Source organism: Holdemanella porci, assembly GCF_019052655.1.
GTDB classification, from domain to species: domain Bacteria; phylum Bacillota_I; class Bacilli_A; order Erysipelotrichales; family Erysipelotrichaceae; genus Holdemanella; species Holdemanella hominis.
The window spans coordinates 1-23,117 of record NZ_JAHQVB010000029.1; the positions used below are offsets into that span (position 1 = coordinate 1).

25 protein-coding genes are annotated in these 23,117 nt (G+C 36.8%); 24 read left to right on the top strand and 1 reads right to left on the bottom strand.

Annotation, left to right across the window (positions count from 1 at the left end; all coding sequences use genetic code 11):
* From KTQ83_RS06710 to dnaJ, 5 genes are all read left to right on the top strand, one after another.
* Window positions 1-740: Rpn family recombination-promoting nuclease/putative transposase (locus tag KTQ83_RS06710; protein WP_217256346.1), on the top strand; the 740-nt coding region annotated here is incomplete at its 5' end.
* Window positions 741-1,087: 347 nt separating this feature from the next.
* On the top strand, window positions 1,088-2,140 hold the full coding sequence (gene hrcA / locus KTQ83_RS06715) for a heat-inducible transcriptional repressor HrcA (RefSeq protein WP_117925579.1): 1,053 nt from the start codon (window positions 1,088-1,090) through the stop codon (window positions 2,138-2,140).
* Entirely contained in the window at window positions 2,121-2,660 is a 540-nt protein-coding gene (gene grpE / locus KTQ83_RS06720) for a nucleotide exchange factor GrpE (protein WP_117925580.1), read from the top strand. Before hrcA ends, grpE begins: the two co-directional genes overlap by 20 nt.
* Window positions 2,661-2,673: 13 nt before the next feature.
* Window positions 2,674-4,479, top strand: coding sequence for a molecular chaperone DnaK (gene dnaK / locus KTQ83_RS06725; protein ID WP_117925581.1), 1,806 nt, complete (start codon window positions 2,674-2,676; stop codon window positions 4,477-4,479).
* A gap of 67 nt (window positions 4,480-4,546) precedes the next feature.
* On the top strand, window positions 4,547-5,659 hold the full coding sequence (gene dnaJ, locus KTQ83_RS06730; protein WP_186998876.1) for a molecular chaperone DnaJ: 1,113 nt from the start codon (window positions 4,547-4,549) through the stop codon (window positions 5,657-5,659).
* A gap of 15 nt (window positions 5,660-5,674) precedes the next feature.
* On the opposite strand, the gene KTQ83_RS06735 is transcribed toward dnaJ, so the two are convergent.
* Window positions 5,675-6,106: a PaaI family thioesterase gene (locus KTQ83_RS06735; RefSeq protein ID WP_117925583.1), complete on the bottom strand. Its 432-nt coding sequence runs from the start codon at window positions 6,104-6,106 to the stop codon at window positions 5,675-5,677.
* A gap of 78 nt (window positions 6,107-6,184) precedes the next feature.
* Between KTQ83_RS06735 and KTQ83_RS06740 the strand changes: the two genes are divergently transcribed.
* The 19 genes from KTQ83_RS06740 to KTQ83_RS06830 all read left to right on the top strand — a co-directional run bounded on the left by KTQ83_RS06740 (window position 6,185) and on the right by KTQ83_RS06830 (window position 22,980).
* A complete protein-coding gene (locus KTQ83_RS06740; RefSeq protein ID WP_217256347.1) occupies window positions 6,185-6,727 on the top strand; it encodes a hypothetical protein in 543 nt (180 codons plus the stop codon).
* A complete protein-coding gene (locus KTQ83_RS06745; protein ID WP_217256348.1) occupies window positions 6,727-7,500 on the top strand; it encodes an HAD hydrolase family protein in 774 nt (257 codons plus the stop codon). Before KTQ83_RS06740 ends, KTQ83_RS06745 begins: the two co-directional genes overlap by 1 nt.
* The gene (locus KTQ83_RS06750; RefSeq protein ID WP_117925586.1) at window positions 7,493-7,819 is read left to right on the top strand and encodes a hypothetical protein; all 327 of its coding nucleotides are present in this window, start codon (window positions 7,493-7,495) and stop codon (window positions 7,817-7,819) included. The genes KTQ83_RS06745 and KTQ83_RS06750 overlap by 8 nt, the downstream gene beginning before the upstream one ends.
* Window positions 7,820-7,867: 48 nt before the next feature.
* A complete protein-coding gene (locus KTQ83_RS06755; RefSeq protein ID WP_186998873.1) occupies window positions 7,868-8,848 on the top strand; it encodes a sugar ABC transporter substrate-binding protein in 981 nt (326 codons plus the stop codon).
* Entirely contained in the window at window positions 8,845-10,155 is a 1,311-nt protein-coding gene (locus KTQ83_RS06760; RefSeq protein WP_217256349.1) for a sensor histidine kinase, read from the top strand. Before KTQ83_RS06755 ends, KTQ83_RS06760 begins: the two co-directional genes overlap by 4 nt.
* Window positions 10,148-10,804 (top strand): response regulator transcription factor, encoded by a 657-nt coding sequence (locus tag KTQ83_RS06765; RefSeq protein WP_217256350.1) that lies wholly within the window; start codon window positions 10,148-10,150, stop codon window positions 10,802-10,804. Before KTQ83_RS06760 ends, KTQ83_RS06765 begins: the two co-directional genes overlap by 8 nt.
* A gap of 3 nt (window positions 10,805-10,807) precedes the next feature.
* The gene (locus KTQ83_RS06770; RefSeq protein ID WP_244975801.1) at window positions 10,808-12,112 is read left to right on the top strand and encodes an ABC transporter substrate-binding protein; all 1,305 of its coding nucleotides are present in this window, start codon (window positions 10,808-10,810) and stop codon (window positions 12,110-12,112) included.
* A gap of 237 nt (window positions 12,113-12,349) precedes the next feature.
* Window positions 12,350-12,778 carry a PTS sugar transporter subunit IIA gene (locus KTQ83_RS06775; RefSeq protein WP_186998871.1) on the top strand — a complete coding sequence of 143 codons (429 nt, stop codon included), beginning with the start codon at window positions 12,350-12,352 and terminating at the stop codon, window positions 12,776-12,778.
* A gap of 55 nt (window positions 12,779-12,833) precedes the next feature.
* On the top strand, window positions 12,834-13,325 hold the full coding sequence (locus KTQ83_RS06780; protein ID WP_003866136.1) for a PTS sugar transporter subunit IIB: 492 nt from the start codon (window positions 12,834-12,836) through the stop codon (window positions 13,323-13,325).
* A gap of 54 nt (window positions 13,326-13,379) precedes the next feature.
* Complete coding sequence (locus KTQ83_RS06785) at window positions 13,380-14,219, top strand: PTS sugar transporter subunit IIC (RefSeq protein ID WP_217256351.1); 840 nt, start codon at window positions 13,380-13,382, stop codon at window positions 14,217-14,219.
* 2 nt (window positions 14,220-14,221) lie between these two features.
* Entirely contained in the window at window positions 14,222-15,052 is an 831-nt protein-coding gene (locus KTQ83_RS06790) for a PTS system mannose/fructose/sorbose family transporter subunit IID (protein ID WP_117925592.1), read from the top strand.
* A gap of 97 nt (window positions 15,053-15,149) precedes the next feature.
* On the top strand, window positions 15,150-15,467 hold the full coding sequence (locus tag KTQ83_RS06795) for a hypothetical protein (RefSeq protein ID WP_186998868.1): 318 nt from the start codon (window positions 15,150-15,152) through the stop codon (window positions 15,465-15,467).
* A 283-nt stretch (window positions 15,468-15,750) separates the two neighbouring features.
* Window positions 15,751-16,809: a glycosyltransferase family 4 protein gene (locus KTQ83_RS06800; protein WP_217256354.1), complete on the top strand. Its 1,059-nt coding sequence runs from the start codon at window positions 15,751-15,753 to the stop codon at window positions 16,807-16,809.
* Between the two features lie 8 nt (window positions 16,810-16,817).
* Window positions 16,818-17,858 (top strand): lysylphosphatidylglycerol synthase transmembrane domain-containing protein, encoded by a 1,041-nt coding sequence (locus KTQ83_RS06805; RefSeq protein ID WP_186998866.1) that lies wholly within the window; start codon window positions 16,818-16,820, stop codon window positions 17,856-17,858.
* A gap of 3 nt (window positions 17,859-17,861) precedes the next feature.
* The gene (locus KTQ83_RS06810) at window positions 17,862-19,829 is read left to right on the top strand and encodes a glycosyltransferase (RefSeq protein WP_186998865.1); all 1,968 of its coding nucleotides are present in this window, start codon (window positions 17,862-17,864) and stop codon (window positions 19,827-19,829) included.
* Entirely contained in the window at window positions 19,826-20,764 is a 939-nt protein-coding gene (locus tag KTQ83_RS06815; protein WP_117925597.1) for a 3'-5' exoribonuclease YhaM family protein, read from the top strand. The genes KTQ83_RS06810 and KTQ83_RS06815 overlap by 4 nt, the downstream gene beginning before the upstream one ends.
* Complete coding sequence (gene rimO, locus KTQ83_RS06820; protein ID WP_117925598.1) at window positions 20,761-22,059, top strand: 30S ribosomal protein S12 methylthiotransferase RimO; 1,299 nt, start codon at window positions 20,761-20,763, stop codon at window positions 22,057-22,059. Before KTQ83_RS06815 ends, rimO begins: the two co-directional genes overlap by 4 nt.
* On the top strand, window positions 22,044-22,505 hold the full coding sequence (locus tag KTQ83_RS06825) for a DNA-deoxyinosine glycosylase (protein WP_217256352.1): 462 nt from the start codon (window positions 22,044-22,046) through the stop codon (window positions 22,503-22,505). The genes rimO and KTQ83_RS06825 overlap by 16 nt, the downstream gene beginning before the upstream one ends.
* On the top strand, window positions 22,498-22,980 hold the full coding sequence (locus KTQ83_RS06830; RefSeq protein WP_117572489.1) for a dUTP diphosphatase: 483 nt from the start codon (window positions 22,498-22,500) through the stop codon (window positions 22,978-22,980). Before KTQ83_RS06825 ends, KTQ83_RS06830 begins: the two co-directional genes overlap by 8 nt.
* Window positions 22,981-23,117: the final 137 nt, after the last annotated feature.

A 23,117-nucleotide genomic window follows, 5' to 3' on the forward strand; every position in this document is an offset into this window, starting at 1 on the left:
ATATCATCAAGCGGTATGAGGGTGGTACTTATTTAGATTTGTTCGTGATTGAAAGCCAAAGCTATATCGATCAATCCATGGTCGCAAGAGTCATGGAATATGAAAGCGTTGCTCGTATGCGTTATATTCGCCAAAACTTTAAGCAACATGTACCTATGCATACAAGACTTCCCATGATTTTAACAGTCGTCTTATATGTGGGTGAATCCAAGTGGAATGCTGCTAAAAGATTGAGTGAACTAGAAATTATTCATCCTGGATTTGAAGACATGTTCAATGAGTTTAAACTGAATCTGATTGAGCTAAACACAAATCACAAGTATAATACAGGTGAAAAGGCAACACAGGACTTTTTTGATCTATTGCGTATGATCTATAGAAAACAGGTTTTAAAAGAAGATCTAGATCGAGAGTTTAATCGTGATGCATTGTATTTTGCGTATGTAGTGACAAAGAACAAAGAGTTATTGAGTATCTACAACAAAAGCGAGAAGGGAGATGTAAAAGTGTGCAGAGCATTAGATGAAATGTTTGAAGAATCAACAAACAGAGGAATCCAGATGGGTATCAAGCAAGGCATTGAACGAGGCATTGAACAAGGCATTGAGCGTGGTGAAAAAAATACCCAAATCAAAATAGCGATTAAAATGCTTGTAAGAAATAATCAAACACTTGAAGAAATCTCTGAGATTGTTGGATTAGACTTAGATGCGTTAAGAGAACTAAAAAGAAGTATTTGATTGAATGGATGTGTGATCACATCCATTCTTTACAAAGTGAGGAGATGTAAAAGTGTGTAGAGCATTAGATGAAATGTTTGAAGAATCAACAAAGGTATTGCACTAAATCAATTTGAAGTGTATCAAGCTATACTGGACAAAGGCTTCACTGTTAAAGCTATCGCATCCATCTTCTCAGTGAGTGAAGAATCGATTAAAGAATTTTTGATTTATGTTTAGTTAAGGGTACGAATATTTGTATCCTTATTTTTTTAGTTGAAATTTAGCACTCAATTGTTGACGGTGCTAAAAATTGTGATATACTAATAGCAGACAAGGAAGATGAGTGCTAGAAGGAGGTCTTCACAATGGAAATCACACAACGTCAAAAGATAATCTTTAAAACAATAGTTGAAGAGTTTACTCGTTGTGCAGAACCAGTTGGTTCGAAGACTTTGATGGAACTTCTAGATTTCCCAGTTTCATCTGCAACCATCCGTAATGAGATGGCGACACTTGAGAAGTTAGGGTTGTTAGAGAAGACACATACTTCGAGTGGTCGAATTCCGAGTCAAAAAGGCTATAGGTACTATGTTGAACATCTTATGGAAGCGGATTTGGATGCTTCTACAAAGAATGCTTTACAGCAAGTCTTTAGTGAAAGACATTATTCGTTAGAAGAAGTTGTTCAAAAGAGCTGTGATATTTTGTCACACATGACAAATTTGACCAGTGTTGTTCTAGGACCTGATAGCAGGCATCAGACTTTACAGCATGTACAGTTGATTCCAATCAACAATCAAAGTGCTGTTGCGATCATTGTCACAGATCAAGGACATACAGAAAATAAAGTGTTCCAATTTGGTACAGATGTGTCCATGCAGGATATTCAAAATTGTACAGATTTATTAAATGACCAATTAGTGGGAACGCCTATTGAAGATGTTGTTGGAAAAATGAAAGAAATTGAACCGATGATGGCAGCAAAACTTGTTCGACATGAAGTTTTGTTTGAAGCGTTCGTTTCAGCCTTTATGCGATTTGCGACAGAGAAAGTTGCGGTTTCTGGACGAAGTAATATGTTGTATCAGCCAGAGTTCAGTGACATCAACAAGTTGAAACAAATGATGCGTATTTTGGAAAATGGAAGTTTATTCCATCAATGGACGGATCAAGAGGGAAATGTAGCAATCCAGATTGGGGAAAGAAACGAGTTGTTACAAATCGGAGATTGTTCAGTATTAACGACAAAATTCCATTATAACAGCGATGAGGAAGGACAATTAATGGTTGTTGGTCCAAATCGAATGCAATATTCCAAGGTCGTGGCCTTGATGAATTATATGTCAAATGTCATCGAAGACGTCTTTGGGACAGACAAAGATAAGGGAGGTGCCAACGATGAGCAAAGAAGAAACTAAAGAAGTAAAAGAAGAAACAAAAGAAGAAGTTGTTGAAGGGGCAGCTGAAGAAAAAAAAGAACCAAGTTCAGACGAAATTATTGAAGGTTTGAAGGCAGAACTGGACAAGGCAAAAAATGATGTAGCACGTGCTTATGCAGATACAGAAAACATGAAAAAACGTCTACAGAAAGATGCAGATGCAACTCGAAAATATCGCTTCCAACAGCCAGCAACGGAAATCTTGCCAATTCTTGATTCAATGGAAATGGCTTTGAAAGTACAAACTGAGGATGAGACAATTAAGAATTATGTCAAAGGTTTTGAGATGATTCATAAACAATTGAAAGGTGTGCTGGAAAAAGAAGGCGTACAGGAAATAGATGCAGCCGATAAACCATTCGACCACAATACAATGCAGGCTTTAATGCAAGAGAAAAAAGAAGGCGTTGAAAGTGGAATGGTTATTGAAGTATTACAAAAAGGATATATGTTGAAGGATCGTATTTTACGACCAGCATTAGTAAAAGTAAGCGAATAGGGAGGTAATTATCATGAGTAAAATTATTGGTATTGACTTAGGTACAACAAATAGCTGTGTTGCGGTTATGGAAGGTAAAGATTGTAAAGTAATTCCTAACCCAGAAGGAAATCGTACAACACCAAGTGTTGTTGCGTTCAAAGATGGAGAACGTATTATTGGTGATGCTGCAAAACGTCAGGCAGTCACAAATAAAAACACAATTAGTTCAATTAAGCGTTTGATGGGAACGAATGAAAAAGTAGAGGCTGAGGGAAAATCATATACACCACAAGAAATTAGTGCAATGATCCTTCAATACTTGAAATCATATGCAGAAGATTACTTAGGAGAAAAAGTAACAAAGGCTGTTATCACAGTTCCTGCATACTTCAACGATGCTCAGCGTCAAGCAACTAAAGATGCTGGTAAAATTGCTGGATTAGAAGTAGAACGTATTATCAACGAACCAACAGCTGCAGCATTGGCTTATGGTATTGATAAAACAGATAAAGAAGAAAAAGTATTGATCTATGACTTAGGTGGAGGTACTTTCGATGTTAGTATCCTTGATTTAGCTGATGGAACATTCGAAGTATTATCAACAAACGGAGATACTCACTTAGGTGGAGATGACTTCGATAACGTATTAGTAAACTGGATGGTTGATACATTCAAGAAAGATAACGCAATTGACTTGTCGCAAGATCCAATGGCTATGCAACGTTTAAAAGAAGCTGCTGAAAAAGCGAAAAAAGATTTAAGTGGTGTAATGCAGACACAAATCAGCTTACCATTTATCTCAGCAGGTCCTGCGGGTCCATTGCACTTTGATACAACATTAACTCGTGCTAAATTTGATGATATGACTAAACATTTAGTAGAACGTACATTGATTCCAATTGAAAATGCATTAAGAGATGCAAAATTGTCTAAATCTGATATCGACGAAGTATTATTAGTTGGTGGATCTACTCGTATTCCAGCGGTTCAAGAAGCAGTACGTAAAGCATTAGGAAAAGATCCTAACCACTCAGTAAACCCAGATGAAGCTGTAGCTATGGGTGCTGCAATCCAAGGTGGAGTTATCTCAGGTGATGTAAATGATGTATTATTACTAGATGTTACACCATTATCATTAGGTATCGAAACTATGGGTGGAGTTATGACAGTGTTGATCCCTCGTAACACTACAATCCCAACAAGTAAATCACAGATTTTCTCAACAGCCGCTGATAACCAACCAGCTGTAGATATCCGTGTATTACAAGGTGAACGTCCAATGGCTAACGACAATAAAGAATTAGGAAACTTCCAATTAAACGGAATTGCACCAGCTCGTCGTGGAGTTCCTCAAATTGAAGTTAAATTTGATATTGATGCCAACGGTATCGTACACGTAAGTGCTACAGATAAGGGTACTGGTAAAGAACAACACATCACAATTCAAAACTCTAGTGGATTGAGTGATGAAGAAATCGATCGTATGGTTCGTGAAGCTGAAGATAACAAGGCTGAAGATGAAAAACGTAAGGAAGAAATTGATTTACGTAACAAAGCTGAAGGCTTCATTGCACAAATCGATGGAATGTTAGAAGACAATAAAGATAAGATTGATCCAAAACAAGCTGAAGAAACTAAGAAATTGCGTGATGATCTACAAAAATCTTTAGATGAAAATAACATGGAAGAAGTCAAAACAAAATTAGACCTGCTTGAAAAAGCTGCAATGCAGGCAGGACAAGCAATGTATAACCAGCCAAATGGTGATGCAGCTTCACAATCAACACAAACTCACTCAGGTGATGATGTAGTTGACGGTGAATTCACTGAGAAGTAAAATAAATAAGCAACATTTGAAGTTCTAGCCACGCTAGAACTTCTTCGTATCGTATGGAGGGATTCACATGGCAGAAAAACGTGACTATTATGAAGTGCTTGGCGTCAGCAAAAGTGCTACACCAGATGAAATTAAAAAGGCCTATCGAAAATTGGCCATGAAATATCACCCCGATCGAAATCATGAACCTGGAGCTGAAGATAAGTTCAAGGAAATCAATGAAGCTTATGAAGTATTAAGCGATGAGAAAAAACGTGCAACATATGATCAATTTGGTCATGCAGGTATGGATGGAGCCTTTGGACAAGGTGGTGGATTCTCTGGAGGATTCACAGATTTTGGCGATTTAGGAGACATCTTCGGTTCGTTCTTTGGTGGAGGATTTGGAGGTGGAGGATCTCGCCGTTCAAGTAACCAGCCTCGACAAGGACAAGACCGTTACATGCAGATGCGCATTGATTTCATGGATTCAATTTTTGGTAAAACAGAAACGATTTCATTGGATGTGGATGAAACATGTAAACACTGTAACGGATCTGGAGCTGAAAGCCCAAGTGATGTGCAGACATGTCCTACATGCCATGGTTCTGGATATGTTATGTCTCAACAAAGAACACCATTTGGTGTGATTCAGCAACAAAGCGTATGTCCAGATTGTCATGGTACAGGTAAGAAAGTTACACGTGCATGCTCCCATTGTCATGGAAACGGATATGAGCACCGTCGTGTAAAACTAGATATTAAGATTCCAGCAGGTATTCAATCGGGTCAACAGATTCGTATTCCTGGAAAAGGTGAAAGAGGAACAAATGGAGGGCCTAATGGCGATTTATACATCGAAATTATGGTTACGCCACATCCAACTTTCAAACGCGAAGACAACAATATCTTCATTAAAGTTCCAATCAGTTCAATTGATGCGACAATTGGATGTACGATTCAAGTACCAACAGTATATGGCGATGTTGAATTGAAAATTCCTGAAGGAACACAGCCAAACACTAAGTTCCGTCTAAAAGGAAAAGGTGTAAAATCTCGTTCAGGACAAGGGGATGAATTTGTAGAAGTACAGGTTGAAATTCCACGTAAAGTATCTCGCAGAGAAAGAGAGCTATATGAAGAATTAAAATCAGGACAATCTGAATCTCCTTTTGAAAGATTTAAAAGAGCATTTAAGTAAACGAAAAGAGCAGTTTTATTTCTGCTCTTTCTTTTTTTTCATCTTGTCAGAATCTAAGAAGAACATTGTGAATGTGGCACGAGAAAGAAGTACATTTTCATCATTGAAGATAAATACCTCATATACTCCAGTTGTTCTTCCACTTGAGATTTCTTGGGCAATCCCAATCAATTTGCCACCACGACCTGGCTTAATATAATTAATTGTACCCGTAAGTGTGACGCTATCTCTTCCTGTCGCAAAGCTTGCTGCTCCGGCGACTGTGTCAGCCAAAGAGAAAAGGGCTCCACCATGGACAAAGCCATGTATATTTAAAATTTGTTCATCAATAATCATTTCTACCTTCGCAAAACCATGGCGAACTTCTGTTACACGCATGTCATTGCTTTGCAGAAATTGACTCGAACTATTTAGACGTTCCATTAAAGCCTGCATATTTTCTTCCATAAACAACCTCCAACAATGCTTTTATTATAGCATGAAATGATGTTATAATGCTTAATGTACTTAAAAAGGAGACGGATTATGGATTCAAATAATATATTTTTTAAAATCGTTGTGGGCGTTGTATTAGTTGGATACATGGCATTCATATTTTATCAAAGCTTAAAAGGTGGACTTGCCTACAAAAAGGAATTTGAAAACTTTAAAAACTCACATAAACACTACGAAACAATGGTCGATGGCGGTTATTGGATATGGGTCATGGTTGCGATGGCTGTTTTGGCATTTGTTTTGATGTTTATGGCACCAAAATTAGCTTCCAATGGACAAACGTATTATTACTATTTAGCATATGGATGTATTGGACTTGTATTTTTAGGGCTAGCCATTGATTCATATACACACCGTCGTATTTATTTCACAGAAGAAGGGTTCTTCTTTCAAGATACATATTATCGTTATCGTATGCTTGCAAATTTTGAATTTAAAAATGGTATTGTGGCACGCAACTGCAATGTGTTAATGAGCAACCGTGATAAGATCGTAGTCACAAAAAAGATTGGTGAAGCATTACAGGAAAAACAAAAAGCATTTAAAAAAGCTAAGAAAGAACGCCGAAAATAATGTTGTTTCTTTCGGATTTAGACGGAACTTTATTGGATTCAAACGGAAATGTCACAGATGAAGATGTGGAATGCATTCATCAATGGACACAAAAACATGCGTTTGGCTTTGTGACAGGAAGAGATCGTGCCTTTTGTTTGGCACTTGCCTTGAAGTATCAATTGTCCTGTGAATATATGATCACAGATAATGGAGCTAATGCCTATTATAAAGATAAGAATGTATATTTTTCTTTGATTGATTTAAGTGAAGGTATACAAATGTGTAAAGCGATTTTGGCATATAATTTGGATTTGTTTTATACAGACGAAGCGGGCAATCGCTATTATCCAATTTCATGTTATGGAAAAGAAAGACTTCATGTTTTTAAAAAGAAACAACCGAGTTTAGGCTTGTTTTCAGACGTGGATTTAATGGAATATTTAAATACACGACAATTTGGCTTAGCCAAATTGAGTGTGTATGTTGAAAAAGATTTGGATTTAATATTAAATCAATTTAGAGGATTATTTAAAAATTATGAAGTGATGGCTACTTCAAAAGATTATATTGAGATCACAAGAAAAGGCACAAATAAATGGGAAGCCTTTTGTCATTTACCTGTCGAAGATGCAATTTTTATTGGAGATGGAGAAAATGATTTGTGTGTATTGGAAAAGCTAAATGACACATATGTTATGGAACATACACCTGAGAGTTTGAAGGCATATGGTGTGTGTGTAAAGAGTGTGGCAGAAGCCATGAATATAGAAAGCAGGAAAGAAAATGTCTAGAAAAAGAAAAAGAGGGGCGAAGGCAACGGCTGCCTCAATGGTAATGGATACATTGAAAAAAAGAGGGGCAGTGGATGAAAAGAGTGCAGTAGATGTAAGTGTATTTAAAAATTTGCCTTATGCCACTTCAACAATTAGTTATACAATTTCGAATCTAATGGAAGAGGGTGTTGTTGGTAAAACCAATGATGAAAGATTTTATTATGATGATTTAGGATTCAAAGCTTTAGAAACAAAGTTTGTACGTGGATACTCAATGATTTTTATTGTGCCTATTGTCATTGCAATCCTTGTTTATGTTCTACAAAAAGTATTATAAAAGAGTGTCGCAGCAATGCGACATTTTCTGTAAGGAAAGGAGATTTGAATGGAGAAGCCAAAATCGTTTGTGTATATCATTTTCTGTTTAACGATTTGTCTAGCTTTTGCGGTAGGAAGTAACTACTTAATCAATACGATTACACAAGCGAATATGATATACAATTCGAATAAGCCACGTAAAATTGGTGCAACATATATGACCTACAACAATACGTTCTATTCGGTGGTCAATGAGGAAATTTCAAAAGTAGTCAAAGAACACGGGGATCAGCTGATTACTTTAGATCCAGCTATGAGTTTAAAGAAGCAGAAGGAACAAATCCAATACTTAATGGATCAACAAGTGGATGCCTTAGTGGTTACGCCAGTGGATTATGATGGATTAAAAGATTCTTTAAAGCTAGCCTATAAGAAACGTATTCCTGTGATTGTGGTGGATACGGAAGTTAAGCATAATAAATATGTGACCTATAGTATTGTCAGTGATAATTATGATGCGGGCGTACAATGCGCTAAAGATATGATGAGTAAGTTGGATCATGCCAATATTGTCTTGCTTCAACATTCGACAACTCAATCTGGTTATTTACGAATTAAGGGATTTGAGGATACGATTCAGTCCAACTCAAATTATAAAGTGGTTCAGAGAATGGAATGTGAGGGACAATTAGAGGAGGCCATGCCAAAAATGGAGTCTTTTATTGAGGAAGGAATCGAATTTGATGTAGTGATGTGTTTAAATGATCCAAGTGCAATGGGCGCTATGGCCGCACTTTCATCGAACAATATGTTGGAAGGCAAGTATGTGTATGGCATAGATGGAACGCCTGAGGCAAAAGAAATGGTGTCAGAAGGTAAAATGGCTGCTACTGTGGCACAATCGCCAAAGACGTTTGGAAAGAAGACGGGAGAAGTCATTTATAAGATGTTTTCGCAAGAAAAAATCAAGAATAAAAATGAAGTGAATCCTGTGCAAATCATCACAAAAAACAATGTTCATGATTATTCTACGGAGGGCTGGCAATGATACAAGATATAAAAAAATACAATGTATGGATTGTCTACGTCTGTATGTGGCTCTTTAGTTTTTTTACCATTTGGTACATCGCTATTGTGATGTATTATACGTTGGTGCATGTGACACAAAGTGGCTATGCCTCAGATTTTATTAAGAATATTTCCACACTTTCTAATGTTCCCATTCGATCCTTCTATATAGCGGTATTTGGTTTTATTGGATTGTTTTGTTTCGTGAGCATACGTAAAAAAATTCGATTCTTTAGTCGTCATCAAATCATTCCAATTTTAATTGAACTTGGATTGAGCCTATTGATCATGAAGAATATATCGTTTAGTGCAACGTGTATTTTATTTTTGATTATTGCGGACAGCTTACTCTATGTGGATAAACCAGTTGATCGTTCAATTTGCATCATACTCGTCTTTTTAGCTTATATGCTATCCAACTATGGATATTTATCCAACTATATTCCTATGATTTCATTCCAGGAATATTTGTCGGTGTATAATTCAAAGACACAAGGCTTGTTACTGGGGATTGAAGTGACTTTAAGCAATTTAAATATTGTGCTGTTTATAGCTTATATATTCTTGTATTTACAGAAACAAATGGATGAAACGCAGAAATTTGCGGCTTTGAATGTCGAATTAAAACGTTTAAATAATCAATTAAAAGGCTATGCGAATTTGCGAGAAAAAATGGGTGAAACCAAAGAAAGAAACCGTCTTGCCCGTGAAATTCATGATACATTAGGGCATACTTTAACGGGATTAAGTGTTGGTCTTGAAGCGTGTCGAGTGATGATTGATAAGGATGTCAATGTCACAAAAGCACAATTGGGTATTTTGGAAGAGAGCGCAAAACGTGGTTTAACCGATGTCAGACGTTCGGTGGATAAGTTGAAGCCAGATGCATTAGAGCGGTATTCTTTAAAAGAAGCATTGGATATGATGATCATGGATTATCAGAAATTGACCGATGTGACCATTCTTTATTTGTGCCATTTGCCTTTGGTGAATTTGAATGCGGACGAAGAAGAAGTTGTGTATCGTGTTGTTCAAGAAGGAATGACCAATTCAGTCAGACATGGGCATGCGACAAAAATTTATGTTTCGATTGCACAGGCAGATAATAATTTGATTATAATTATAGAAGATAATGGTCAGGGTTGTAAGGATGTCAAACCAGGATTTGGCATTCATCATTTGACAGAACGTATTGACTTACTTCAGGGAAGAATACGTTATTATGGGGTAAAAGGTTTTGAATTAATTGTAGAAATACCAATGAGAAGAGGAGAGAATAATGGTTAAAATCATGATTGCGGATGATCAGCAGCTCATTCGAGAAAGCTTAAAGATCATCTTAAATTCAGATCCGAGTTTTGAAGTAGTAAAAGTAGTGGGTAGTGGACAAGAAGTAGTGGATGCATTGGAAACAGAAAGTATAGACATTATCTTGATGGATGTGCGTATGCCAAGTATGAGTGGCGTAGAGTGTACTCGTTTGGTAAAAAAGAAGTATCCAAATATAAAGGTCATAATATTAACGACTTTTGATGATGATGAGTATATTTATGATGCATTAAAATATGGAGCGAGTGGATATCTTTTGAAGGGATGTTCTTTAGAAGAGTTGAGTTCGGCTATTCATAATGTTCTAGCTGGGGGAGCCTGTTTCAACCCGAATGTGGCGGGCAAAGTGACACAATTCTTTTCTCAGATGGCAAATTCGAATGAGGAATTTAATTTTGAACATGGAGAAGATGAACATATCGATTTGAGTGATACAGAATGTAAGATCATTGCCCAAATTGGTCATGGTTATTCAAATAAGGAAATTGCGCAAAAATTAGGCTTTAGTGAAGGGACCATTCGTAACTATTTAAGTGTGATTTTGGATAAATTAGATTTAAGAGATCGTACACAATTGGCTATTTGGTATTTATCTAGGGGGAAATAAATAATGGTGAAAAAAAGATTAAGAACTTTTTTGATAGCCATGTTAGTGTGTTGTTTGGTAGGGATATTTTATTGTACGCAAAAACCCGTTGTTTTAACGATTGGCGTATTTGCGGGTAGTAACTGGAATGTGCCAAGTCCAGATAGTGGTAAGATCATTGATAGTGCGATCAAACGGTTTGAAAAAACACATCCGAATGTTCAAGTAAAATATGTCAGTGGTATCTTGAAAGATGACTATTCGGCTTGGCTTTCAAAGGAGGCTCTGGATGGAAAACTTCCTGATGTTTTTATGGTGTTGAGTGATGATCTTTCGACGTATGCCAAAGTAGGCATGTTAGAATCACTAGATGCATACATGCAGACGGATCCTGATTTTAATCAATCGCGATATTTTTCAACGACACTCAATGCAGGTAATATTTATGATCAGCAGTATGCACTCCCTTATGAGAGTTCACCCACATTGATGTTTGTGAATAAAACATTATTAGAAGAGAATGGAATTGAAATACCCAATGTTAATTGGACGTGGGATGATTTCTATGCAATTTGCGAAAAGTTGACTGTGGATACGGATGACGATGGAGAAATTGATCAGTTTGGGGAATATGGATACACTTGGGAGAATGCTCTAAGTTCGAATGGACAGGCGTTGCTTGATGAGAAAAGCATGAAGAGTACTTTGCAGAATGAGGATGTGTATTCGGCCATTGAATTTGTGCGAAAGTTAAATCTTTTAAATCGAGGTCAGAATGTTACAAGTGAAATGTTTGATAAGGGTAAGGTTGCCTTTTGCCCAATGATGTTTAGTGAGTATAGAACATATAAGCCATATCCTTGGAGTGTTAAGAAATATTCAAATTTTGAATGGGAATGTCTTCCGATGCCGGCAGGTCCTAGTGGCTATAATGCTTCACAAATGGATAGCTTGTTATGTGGTATTAGTAAGATGTCTTCTAAGAAAAAGATGGCTTGGGAATTTTTAAAGTTACTTTGTTACGACGAAACAACGCAGGAAAGTTTGTTTAAATACTCGCAGGGTGTATCGGTTTTAAAGAATGTCTCGACATCCAAAAATGTGACTAAGTATATTCAAGAAGATGCTCCATTGGATTCAAATTATAATTTGGAATTTTTTGATGATATGATGGAACAAGCAATCACGATAAAAAAACTGGATGGCTATGATCAATTGTATTCGATGGCAGATAGTGAAATTCGAAGAGTCATTGATACAAATGAGGATATTGAGCCGGCAATGCAAAATTTAAATGATGAATTGAATATATTGTTGGAGAAACAGTAGGAAGTTAAATTTCTGCTGTTTTTTTTGTTTGATTCTCGAAAAATGACATTTGTCATCTAAAAGTGGTGACATATGGAAATTGAAAAGGTTTTCATATGGGTTATAATGAATGTGTATTCTATGTGATGCTCATGTTCAAAAGTCGCATAAATATGTGAAATTATGTGTAATAACACTTGAAAACGCTAACATGTTTATTATAAAATATGAGTAAGTAAGAAACGCGGAGGAAAAATAATGAAATATGTAGTTATGGTAAGTCATGGTGAATTTGCACCAGGATTACACAGTGCCGTTAAAATGATGACGGGAGATCGTGAAGATGTATTGTCTACAAGCTTAAAGGACGGAATGAGCGCAGACGAATTCGCATCTAACTTTGCTGAATTGATCAAAGATTTCAAAGCAGATGACCAAGTCATTTTATTAGCTGATATTTTGAGTGGATCTCCATTCACGAACGCATTGAATGTATTGGATCAAAAAGGATTGCTACAAAATACTTTAGTAATTGCTGGTATGAATATGCCTCTTGCAATCACTGCTGTATTAATGAAAGACAACTTTGATAATGTACAAGATTTAAAAGACACATTATTAAACGAAGGTCGTACAGGATTAACTGATTTTACAGTTGCTTCTGATGATGATGACGAAGATCTATAGGATTTGGCTATAACGCATATAGCGAAGGCATAAACAGAATAAAGGAGGACATATAATGATTAGTTTTATTCGTGTTGATGATCGTATTATCCACGGTCAGATTGTTACAAGATGGTCTAAAGAATACCCTTGTGATGGGATTATCGCAGTTAACGACAAAGCTGCAACTACACCTGTATTGACACAGTCATTCAAGGCTAGTACAGACAAGAAAGTATTTGTTTGGACAAAGGAACACTGGAGAGAAAAAGCAGAAACAGTTAAGAATTCTAATAAAAAATATTTCTTAATTACTAAAAATCCAGTGGATATGAAAGAATTGTTAGTAGACGATGGATTCGTACCTAACGATGTTAAAACCGTAGTTATCGGACCATGTAATGATCGTCCAGGAGCTACAAAATTAGGTCAAAACCAGTCAATTACTCAAGAAGAAGCTGAAGCATGCGAAGCTTTGACAAACGCTGGTTACACAGTATTATTTGCGTTATTAAAAGAAACTGCAATTGGTACTTGGGACAAATTTAGATCTAAATTTGGTTACTAATAGTGGGAATAGTAAACAGATTGAGATAAATAAAAGAAAAAGGAGAGATTTATAATGAGTTGGTTACAAGCAATTTTAATCGGACTTATGAGTTGTACAGCAGCTAGTACTATCGCTTGCTTAGGTACAACAGTAGGTAACTACACTTTGAACCGTCCTTTGGTTGCATCATTATTCGTAGGTTTGATCCTAGGTGATGTATCTGGATGTATTCAAATTGGTATTCCAATGCAGGTAATGTGGATCGCATTGGTTACACCTGGTGGAACAGTCGCATCAGACTTACGTGCCGTAAGTTACATTGGTATTCCATTGGCTTATGTTGGAGCAAAAGCTGCTGGTATGGATTTTGGAGGAACTGATGCTCAAGGTTTAGCATCAAGTATCTCAGCCATGACTGGTGTAATCGGTATTACTTTATTCTACGGAACAGCTATGATGAACCTTATTTGGCAACACTGGGGCTGGGCTCAATTGGATAAAGGAAACTTAGATTGTTTAGGAAAAGTTGATGTTGTTCTCCCACTAATTTCACACTTTGTATTATCATTCTTGCCAGTTACTTTACTTTGCTACTATGGATCTGGAGCCGTAGCTGAATTGTTCCAGAGCTTAAATACTGAAGTATGGTATGTAAAAGCCATCTTATCAGTAGGATCGGTACTTCCTGCAGTAGGTATTGGTATCTTGTTAAAATCAGTAGTATCTAAGACTTCTGACTTGATTTACTTCATGTTCGGATTCGCTTTAGCTGCTTCTATGGGATTAACATTAATTGCTGCTACAGTTGTTGGTGGTGTATTCGCATTGATTAACTACCAAATGACAATGATGAAAGCTACAGGTGCTGTTGGTGGTGCATCTACAGACTATGATGACGAGGAGGACATTTAATTATGAAAAAGATTTCTAAGAAAACATTAAATAGTTCTTTCTGGCGTTGGTGGTATGGAAACTTAACATGTTTCTCACACGAACACATGCAGACATTTGGTTACATGTGGTCAATGCTTCCAATTATTAAGGAATTATATCCTACTCGCGAAGAACAATCAGAAAAAATGACTACTTACTACCCATTCTTCAATACTGAACCTCAGATTGGATCAATCGTAGTTGGTATCACAGCTGGTTTGGAAGAAGCTCGTGCAAATGGAGCTGAAGGAATCGATGATGAAATGATTAACGGTATCCGTGCAGGTCTAATGGGACCTTTGGCTGGTATTGGTGACTCATTGATCGTTGGTACTTACATTCCTATCTTATTAGGTATTGCATTAGGTTTCGCAGAAGGTGGATCACCTTTAGGACCTTTATTCTATATCATCGTATGGAACGCAACTTCAATTTGGTTCCAAAAATTCGTATACTTCAAAGGTTATGAATTAGGTGGTAGTGCTGTTGAATTGTTAGTAGGACAAAAAGCAACTGCGTTCCGTGAATCCGTATTGGTTATGGGACAAGTTATCGTTGGTGCGATGGCAGCTTCTTGGGTATCAATTTCAACTAACTATGTAATTGCACAGGCTTATGATGCAGAAACTGGTAAATTAACAGACGTAACATTAGGATCTAAATTAGATGGAGCTTTCCCTAAGATCTTAACAATGTTATTTGTATTGTTTGCTTGGTGGTTGATGGCTAAGAAAAACATTACTCCAATTAAAGTATTGTTATTGTTCGTAGTTATCGGATTCGTAGGATCTGTTGTAGGATTCTTAGGATAATCACTTAAGACAATTAAAGGCGGGCTTAACTTGTTAGGCCTGTCTTTTTTTCTTATAATATAATAAGTATATGTATATTTGAAAAGGAGCGTTAATTATGAGTTTGAGCCGCAAAGAAAGAGATCAGCTTGCAGAAATCATCCAAAGAGAAAATGAAATGGTATTAAAAGTGGGAAGAATGGTCAGAAATGCTTTTATTCTTACACTTGCTTTTGCTGCCGTAACATACTGGGGATGGTCAGGAATGACCGATCCAATGTTTCCTAATATTCCTATGAGCGTACGCAATGTAGCTAAATGGATTGCTTTGATTGGTTTGATTTTATCGAGTTTATTTACTGTTTTAGGATTTATATCTCATAGAAATGGAAAGAAAAGTGTATTAAAGAAGATTGATTTGTACGAAGAAAAGTAAAGGTTTGTATATTTTAGTTTAATACAATTTAATTTTAACTAAAAACAACAATAAATGTGTCAATTATACACATAATTTCACACAATATAACTATACCTATCACTTTATTCTTTAGTAATATATTGTTGAGCCAAAGATAGTGGCTCACTTCATAATCAAATTCCCTTTCTTAAAACTTTCTTGAGGAGCCCCGCTAAAGGGGCTTTTCATTTGCCTTTTTGAAAGTTGGACATACAAATAGTAGTTGCGATATAATAATATGGATGAAAGAAGTGTAGTTTTTATGGAAGATAAAATACGAATTATAATGTATTCAAGTGCAGATAAAGTGGATGGACAAGGTGTGGGCAGTGCCTACGAAGAACAGGTCAATCTAATTAAAGAAGGGGCTAACGATATCTTTGAAGTGGGTATCAACAACTGGATCAAAACACCAGATATTCAACATTTCCATACAGTAGATCCTACTTTCTATGTGAAGATGCAAAATCATAGAGCTGCTAACATTGCCTATTGTCATTTTTTACCGGATACTTTAGAAGGTAGCTTAAAAATTCCGGCACCTTTATTGAATGTATTTCGTTCTTATTTGATTCAATTCTATAAGAGTGCGGATCGCTTGGTCGTTGTAAATCCTAGTTTTATTGATGCGTTAGTCGCATATGGGATTGATCGAGAAAGAATTTACTATATTCCTAACTATGTATCTAAGGAAAAATTTTATCGTAAATCCGATGATGAGTGTGCTTCCATTCGCAAAAAGTATGGTATAGACAAGGATGCTTTTGTGGTATTGGGTGCAGGACAGGTACAAACACGTAAGGGTGTACTTGATTTTGTGAATGTTGCCAAACAAATGCCGGACGTCCAATTCGTATGGGCTGGAGGTTTTTCTTTTGGACGTATTACCGATGGATATGAAGAATTGAAGAAGTTGCAGGAAAATCCACCTGAAAACTGTAAATTTTTAGGGATTGTTCCTAGAGAAGAAATGGTGGATCTATATAATATAGCGAATGTGCTTTTTGTGCCAAGCTATAATGAATTATTTCCAATGACGATTTTAGAAGCGGTGAACTTACATGTTCCATTGGTGCTTCGTGATTTGGATTTATATAAAGATATCTTATTTGATCGTTATATGCATGCCGATAATAATGAGGGTTTTAAAAATTGTCTGTTAAAATTGAAAAATGATTCAGATGTATATGCGAAGTATCAAAATGAGAGTCGTTTATTGAGTGAATTCTATTCGAAAGAACATGTATTGAATATGTGGAGAGAATTCTATTTGAGTGCTTATAAGGATAAACAAGAGGAATTATTAAATAAGAAAAAATAGGGGTTTTTATGAAAAAACAGAAGTACGTACTAAATCTGTTGCTTATTCTTGCTTTAACGGGATTTGCCCTGTGGTTTGCGCTAAAGGATAATTTTCATCAGGTTTTAAAGTGCATTTCACAAATGAATCTGTTAAGCCTTGTCATAGTCTTATTGTGGGGTGTTCTTTTTACGGCGGTCTGGGGATTTGTATACTACGTATTAGGTAGAAAGTATACGGATCATTATACGGCGGGTGAAGGGATTCTAGTGGCCTTTATTGGTTCTTTCTTTTCGGGGATTACTCCGAGTAGTACGGGTGGACAGTTTGTTCAGGCCTACATTATGAAAAAGCAAGGAATCAAAGTGAGCGATGGGGCTAGCTTGTTGTGGGCTGATTTCATTATTTATCAGACAACAATGATGATTTATGTTTCGATTCTGTTTCTCTTGCGTTTTGCGTATTACAGTGCTCAATCCGCATGGTTCAATATTATATTGTTGGGCTATATCATCAATGCAGTGGTTGTTGTAGCGTTATATACGATTGCGTTATTTCCTAGTATTTATATCAAGCTTTCGCGTATTTTAGTTAAGGTATTAACGAAACTGCATATTTTAAAGAATCCAGAAAAGACATTGGATTCTTGGACTCTACAAGTCACGAGTTTTACTCGTGAAATCAAGGTGCTAGCCAAAGATAAGAAGAGTATCTTACTTTGTGTATGTGTTAATGTGGTGCGTTTATCACTTTATTATTCTTTACCTTTTGTGATTGCGCTAGCCCTACATATTCCGTTGAAGATGAATGTATTGATTGATGTCATGGCCCTATCTAGTTTTGTGACGATGGCCAATAATTTTATTCCAATTCCCGGAGCAAGCGGTGGTACGGAAGTTGTCTTTTCATTGTTGTTTAGTGGCATGATGAAAAATTTAACGGGTGCGGTTTTAGTATTGTGGCGTTTTTCTACGTATCACATAGTGCTGATTATAGGTGGAGTTTTATTTGTGTTTGTGAAGAATCATTATGAGAGAAAAGAGAGTAAGATCAATTTAGAAGGGATGTAGTATATGCGAATCGGACTATTTACAGATGCATATTTACCGGATATTAATGGGGTTGTTTCAAGTGTGGCAACCCTTAAACACGCTTTAGAAGAGCTGGGGCATACGGTATTTATTATTACGAATCATAAGGGGACAAAGATTGTAGAAGATGAGAATGGTCATATTCTTCGTTTGCCGGGTCTTGAAATCAAGAAGTTTTATGGCTATAAGATGTCGAGTCCACTACAGTTTAGTGCGGATGCCTACATTGAAAGAATGGACTTGGATGTCATTCATATTCAGACGGAAGCGGGTGTAGGTATGTTTGGTCGTCAGATGGCGAAGGCTTTGCACATTCCTATTGTATACACGTATCATACAATGTATGAGGATTATACGCATTATTTTAATCCGCTTGATTTTGATTCGGTTGAAAAATTAGGGAAGAGTGTGATTCGTACGTTTTCCCGTGTCATGTCCAATGGTTCGCAAGCAGTGATTGCACCGAGTGAAAAGACGAAGCAGGCTTTATTGCAGTATGGTGTAATGGCACCTATTTATATCGTTCCGACAGGTTTGGATTTGTCGGAGTATGATCGCAAAAATTTAGATGAAAATAGAGTTCAAAGTATTCGTGAAGAGTTAGGTTTTACAAGTGAAGATCATATTGTGGTCTTTGTAGGGCGTATTGCCAAAGAGAAGGCAATCGAAATTCCGATTGAGGCGATTAGTAAGAATGCAGATCCACATCTACATTTAGTCATTGTGGGTGGTGGTACGGATATGGAGTATTATCAGGATTTGGCTAAAAAGTATAATGTTTCGGATCGTGTGCATTTTACGGGTAAGATTCCTAAGGAAAATATTGCCTATTATTATGCGGCTTTCGATTGTTTTGTATCCGCTAGTTTATCGGAAACACAAGGGATGACATATATTGAGGCTTTAGCGAGTGGCCTATTAGTGTTTGGTCGTCGTGATGAGGTGTTGAAGGATTTGGTGGATGAAGGCAGGTCTGGATATTATTTTGATGATGCCAATGAGCTAAGTCAAAAGTGGGATGTTTTCTTTAGTAAATCCAAAGTGGAAAGAGATGCATTAAGAGCGTATTGTATTTCTAAAACAGCGCCATATACAGAGAGTATGTTTGCGCATAAGGCTTTGAGTGTTTATAATCAGGCGATTGATGATTATAAGCGTGCCTATCATGTGGAACGAATTCGTATGGTGGATGATTTTGTTCGTTTAACTGTGATGCGTGATTGCGATAATGAACCAGTCAAAGTAATGATTCCAACGGATGATTTCTTTGATTTAAAGATCACAAAGGATACAATGTTAGATGCATATTTGATTGACAACTATTTGGATATGCAGTTATTCTATAAGGCGTTTGAGTTAATGAAGAAGCGTGTTTTCTCAAATGATTATACGTCGTATCAAATGGTGCAATATGGAAAGAAATATTTGGGTCTAGATGAAGATCAGGCTTTGGATATTATTCATGAATTTATGGAACGTCATTGGATTGACGATAAGGAGTATGCCTTTGATAAGGCGCAGGCTTGGCATTCGTATGGTCAGCCTAAAATGCAGATTTGTCAAAAGCTAAAAAGAGCGGGCATCGTGGATGATGTCATCGAGGATGCTTTGGCAAGTTTGGATGTGGAAACAGAGCGTAGTAATGCGATCAAATTGGCTCGTCGTTTAGCGCATTCGCTAAAAGAGCAGTCGAGTCGCATGCAAAGGCAGACGCTAGTGAATAAGTTAGTGACGAAGGGATATTCGTTTGAATTGGCGAAACAAGTGTCGGAGTCGATTGAACTGGATGAAAATGATGATGAGGCATTACAAAGAACGATTGCGAAAGCGAAACGTTTATATGCGACGTTTGATCAGCCTAAGCGTAATCAGAAGATTCAGACGTATTGTGTTCGTAAAGGATTTAATATATCAGCTATAAAAGAGGTTTTGGAAGGGGAAAGTGAATGAGAATTAATGAGATTACTCAGGAACAAAAAGTAAATATTAAGTGTTTGATTTCAAAGTGTGACAAAGGAAAAACCGTGAAAGATACTCCTTATTTGTCTTTGATTTTAGAGGATGCAACGGGTGTATTGGATGCGAAATTTTGGAATTTAACGAATGCGCAGATTGAGCAGTATAAGGCGGGTCAGATTGTTGAGATATTTGGGGATTCGATCATTCATAGAAATGCCGTTCAGTTAAGAGTGAGAAAAATGGTGGTCTTAGAAGGCGAAGATATTTCAGATTATGTAAGATTAGCGCCTATGTCTCGTACTGAAATGGAAGAAGAAGTAAAGACTTTGATGAATGAGATCACGGACTCAAATCTATATTGTGTGGTTGAAGAAGTATTAGAAGAAACGAAGGATTTATTCTATACATATCCGGCGGCCACAAGAAATCATCATAATTTTGTGGGAGGACTTGCCTATCATTCAATTAGTATGGCGCGTGTAGGACTAGATATTTGTCGCCAATATCCATTCTTGGATAAGGGGTTATTAGTTGCGGGTATTTTGATGCATGATGTTGGAAAGATTGATGAGCTGAGTGGTCCAGTTCTTCCTGAATATACAAATGAGGGGAATTTGTTGGGGCACATTAGTATTATGAATAATCGTTTGGATCGTGTGGCTGAAAAGCTGGGTGTAAACGATAAAGAGTGTGTTTTATTGTTGAAGCATATGGTTTTGGCGCATCATGGAAAGATGGAGTTTGGATCTCCTGTCCTTCCTATGATTCCAGAAGCGGAAGTGTTAACTTTATTAGATAATCTAGATGCGCGTATGTATATGATGAAACAGAGTTTAGATACAACGCAGCCAGGTCACTTTGGTCCTCGTGTCTTTGCGTTAGAAGGTCGTATGATTTATCATCGAAAAGGAGAGAATCAAGAATGAAGATAGGTTTTGTATCATTGGGATGTTGTAAAAACTTAGTGGATTCTGAACAGATCATGGGTATGATCAAGAGGGGTGGTCATGAAATTGTGGCCAATCCTAAGGATGCACAGGCTATTATTGTGAATACTTGTGGCTTTATTGAGAGTGCCAAAGAGGAGAGTATCAATGCGATTTTCAAGATGGCTCAATATAAAGAGAGAAACTTAGAGAAGTTGATTGTGTGTGGTTGTTTGGCTCAAAGATATACAGAGACTTTAAGGGAAGAGATTCCTGAAATTGATGCGGTTATCCCAATTCGTGAGTATGATACTTTGGCTAGTCAGCTACAGAAGTTATTAGGTTCAGATACATTATTGGATAAGGCAGAACGTGTGATTACGGGAAATCCTTGGCAGGCGTATGTAAAGATTAGTGATGGTTGTTCAAATCGTTGTGCGTATTGTGCAATTCCTTTGATTCGTGGAGATCAAAAGTCTCGTACAATTGAGGATATTATGGAAGAGGTCAACTATTTGGCAAGTGTGGGTGTGAAAGAATTAACTTTGATTGCCCAAGATACAACGAAGTATGGTTTGGATAATTATGGCGAATTGATGCTTCCTGAATTACTACGTCAAGTATCTAAAGTAGAGGGGCTTCATTGGATTCGTGTTCTGTATATGTATCCAGATGAAATTGTGGATGATGTATTGCTGGCTATGAGTGAGAGTGAAAAAATTGTTCCTTATTTTGATATTCCTATGCAGCATGCGAACAATCGTTTGTTGAAATTAATGAATCGTAGAGGACCAAAAGAGGATGTATTAAAGGTTGTGGATAAGATTCATACAATGTTTCCAAATGCGACTTTGCGTACAACTATGATTGTTGGTTTCCCTACAGAAACGGAAGAAGAGTTTGAAGAACTTGTGGATTTCATTAAGGAAATTAAGTGGGATCGTATGGGTGCTTTCGCATATTCGAAGGAAGAAGATACACCTGCTTATGATATGGATGGTCAGATTGATGAAGAGATTCAAAATGAGCGTTTGGCTAGATTGATGGCGGTGCAGGAAGAGATTTCAAAAGAAAAGAATCAGGAAAAGATTGGTAGGGTCATTGAAGTTCTTGTTGAGGAAAAAGAAGGTTTGGTCGATCGTTATCGTGGAAGAAGTGCTGCGGATGCACCGGATGAAGTGGATGGTCAGGTCATCTTTACAAGTGATGAACCATTGGAGTTGGGTTCTTTCGTGAAGGTGAAGATTACAGGTGCCAAATCTTATGATGTTTACGGTACATGTGTAAGCGAATAGTTGGATTGGATCCCATTGTATTTGAGGATTCGAGAATATTGATTGTGGGTTCTATGCCAAGTGCAATTAGTTTGAAGGAACAGATGTATTATGCGAATAAAAATAATCGGTTTTGGAAGATATTAAAAGAAATCTTTCAAACAGAAGACAAGATTGAATTATTAAAAGCATCGCATATTGCACTTTGGGATATTTGTCATTCGTGTATAAGAAAGACGAGTGCGGATAGTGAGATCAAAGATATTGAGCCAAATGATATACAGGGATTGTTGGATAGATATAAGAATATTGAGAAGGTAATTTGTAATGGAAGGACAAGTCAGAATACAATGCAGAAGTATTTTCCGAATATTGAAACGGTATATTGTCCTTCGACTTCAAGTGCCAATGCACAGTTTTCGTTAGAACAATTGATTGAAATATATAAGAAGGAGTTTTATGAATAAACTATATTGGGCAAAAGTAAAGGCGGATGCGAAGGTTCCGCAAAAGCGTTATGAAGATGCAGGGTATGATTTATATCCTTGTTTTGAAGAAGATTATATGGTGATTGAGCCTCATGAAACGAAGTTAGTTCCATTGGGTGTAGCAAGTGCATTTGATCCAGAGTTTGTGATGATTTTAAAAGAGCGTGGTTCAACTGGAACAAAGGGGATTGCACAAAGAAGTGGCGTGATTGATTCGGGTTATCGTGGAGAATATATGGCTCCAGTTACAAATTTGAATACAAAGCGTGTGGTTATTAAAAAGCAAGATGTAGAGTATAAGGAAGATGCAATTATTTATCCTTATGAAAAAGCGATTTGTCAGGGTGTATTATTGCGTATGCCTCAATTAGAAAGTGAAGAAATTTCTTTTGAGGAACTTCAGTCTATGGAATCTGAGAGAATGGCTGGAAAACTAGGAAGTTCAGGAAAATAGTGAAATGGATCTATTGTCATAAGGACAATAGATCTTTTTTTACGCTTTTGGCTTTAGCCAGTTGAGCGCGAAGTACGAAACGACAAAACCACCTGCTATGCGGGTGGTATCAAAAAAATGTTATACAAAATAATCAC

What these genes read in the sequence shown, in the direction of transcription:
- KTQ83_RS06775 (WP_186998871.1), top strand. Translation starts at nt 12,350, where the DNA reads ATGAAATATGTAGTTATGGTAAGTCATGGTGAATTTGCACCAGGATTA.
- KTQ83_RS06740 (WP_217256347.1), top strand. Translation starts at nt 6,185, where the DNA reads ATGGATTCAAATAATATATTTTTTAAAATCGTTGTGGGCGTTGTATTA.
- KTQ83_RS06770 (WP_244975801.1), top strand. Translation starts at nt 10,808, where the DNA reads ATGGTGAAAAAAAGATTAAGAACTTTTTTGATAGCCATGTTAGTGTGT.
- grpE (WP_117925580.1), top strand. Translation starts at nt 2,121, where the DNA reads ATGAGCAAAGAAGAAACTAAAGAAGTAAAAGAAGAAACAAAAGAAGAA.
- KTQ83_RS06785 (WP_217256351.1), top strand. Translation starts at nt 13,380, where the DNA reads ATGAGTTGGTTACAAGCAATTTTAATCGGACTTATGAGTTGTACAGCA.
- KTQ83_RS06745 (WP_217256348.1), top strand. Translation starts at nt 6,727, where the DNA reads ATGTTGTTTCTTTCGGATTTAGACGGAACTTTATTGGATTCAAACGGA.
- KTQ83_RS06810 (WP_186998865.1), top strand. Translation starts at nt 17,862, where the DNA reads ATGCGAATCGGACTATTTACAGATGCATATTTACCGGATATTAATGGG.
- KTQ83_RS06755 (WP_186998873.1), top strand. Translation starts at nt 7,868, where the DNA reads ATGGAGAAGCCAAAATCGTTTGTGTATATCATTTTCTGTTTAACGATT.
- KTQ83_RS06765 (WP_217256350.1), top strand. Translation starts at nt 10,148, where the DNA reads ATGGTTAAAATCATGATTGCGGATGATCAGCAGCTCATTCGAGAAAGC.
- KTQ83_RS06825 (WP_217256352.1), top strand. Translation starts at nt 22,044, where the DNA reads ATGTGTAAGCGAATAGTTGGATTGGATCCCATTGTATTTGAGGATTCG.
- KTQ83_RS06815 (WP_117925597.1), top strand. Translation starts at nt 19,826, where the DNA reads ATGAGAATTAATGAGATTACTCAGGAACAAAAAGTAAATATTAAGTGT.
- KTQ83_RS06780 (WP_003866136.1), top strand. Translation starts at nt 12,834, where the DNA reads ATGATTAGTTTTATTCGTGTTGATGATCGTATTATCCACGGTCAGATT.
- KTQ83_RS06760 (WP_217256349.1), top strand. Translation starts at nt 8,845, where the DNA reads ATGATACAAGATATAAAAAAATACAATGTATGGATTGTCTACGTCTGT.
- dnaJ (WP_186998876.1), top strand. Translation starts at nt 4,547, where the DNA reads ATGGCAGAAAAACGTGACTATTATGAAGTGCTTGGCGTCAGCAAAAGT.
- KTQ83_RS06750 (WP_117925586.1), top strand. Translation starts at nt 7,493, where the DNA reads ATGTCTAGAAAAAGAAAAAGAGGGGCGAAGGCAACGGCTGCCTCAATG.
- hrcA (WP_117925579.1), top strand. Translation starts at nt 1,088, where the DNA reads ATGGAAATCACACAACGTCAAAAGATAATCTTTAAAACAATAGTTGAA.
- KTQ83_RS06800 (WP_217256354.1), top strand. Translation starts at nt 15,751, where the DNA reads ATGGAAGATAAAATACGAATTATAATGTATTCAAGTGCAGATAAAGTG.
- KTQ83_RS06795 (WP_186998868.1), top strand. Translation starts at nt 15,150, where the DNA reads ATGAGTTTGAGCCGCAAAGAAAGAGATCAGCTTGCAGAAATCATCCAA.
- KTQ83_RS06805 (WP_186998866.1), top strand. Translation starts at nt 16,818, where the DNA reads ATGAAAAAACAGAAGTACGTACTAAATCTGTTGCTTATTCTTGCTTTA.
- KTQ83_RS06830 (WP_117572489.1), top strand. Translation starts at nt 22,498, where the DNA reads ATGAATAAACTATATTGGGCAAAAGTAAAGGCGGATGCGAAGGTTCCG.
- dnaK (WP_117925581.1), top strand. Translation starts at nt 2,674, where the DNA reads ATGAGTAAAATTATTGGTATTGACTTAGGTACAACAAATAGCTGTGTT.
- KTQ83_RS06790 (WP_117925592.1), top strand. Translation starts at nt 14,222, where the DNA reads ATGAAAAAGATTTCTAAGAAAACATTAAATAGTTCTTTCTGGCGTTGG.
- rimO (WP_117925598.1), top strand. Translation starts at nt 20,761, where the DNA reads ATGAAGATAGGTTTTGTATCATTGGGATGTTGTAAAAACTTAGTGGAT.
- KTQ83_RS06735 (WP_117925583.1), bottom strand. Translation starts at nt 6,106, where the DNA reads ATGGAAGAAAATATGCAGGCTTTAATGGAACGTCTAAATAGTTCGAGT.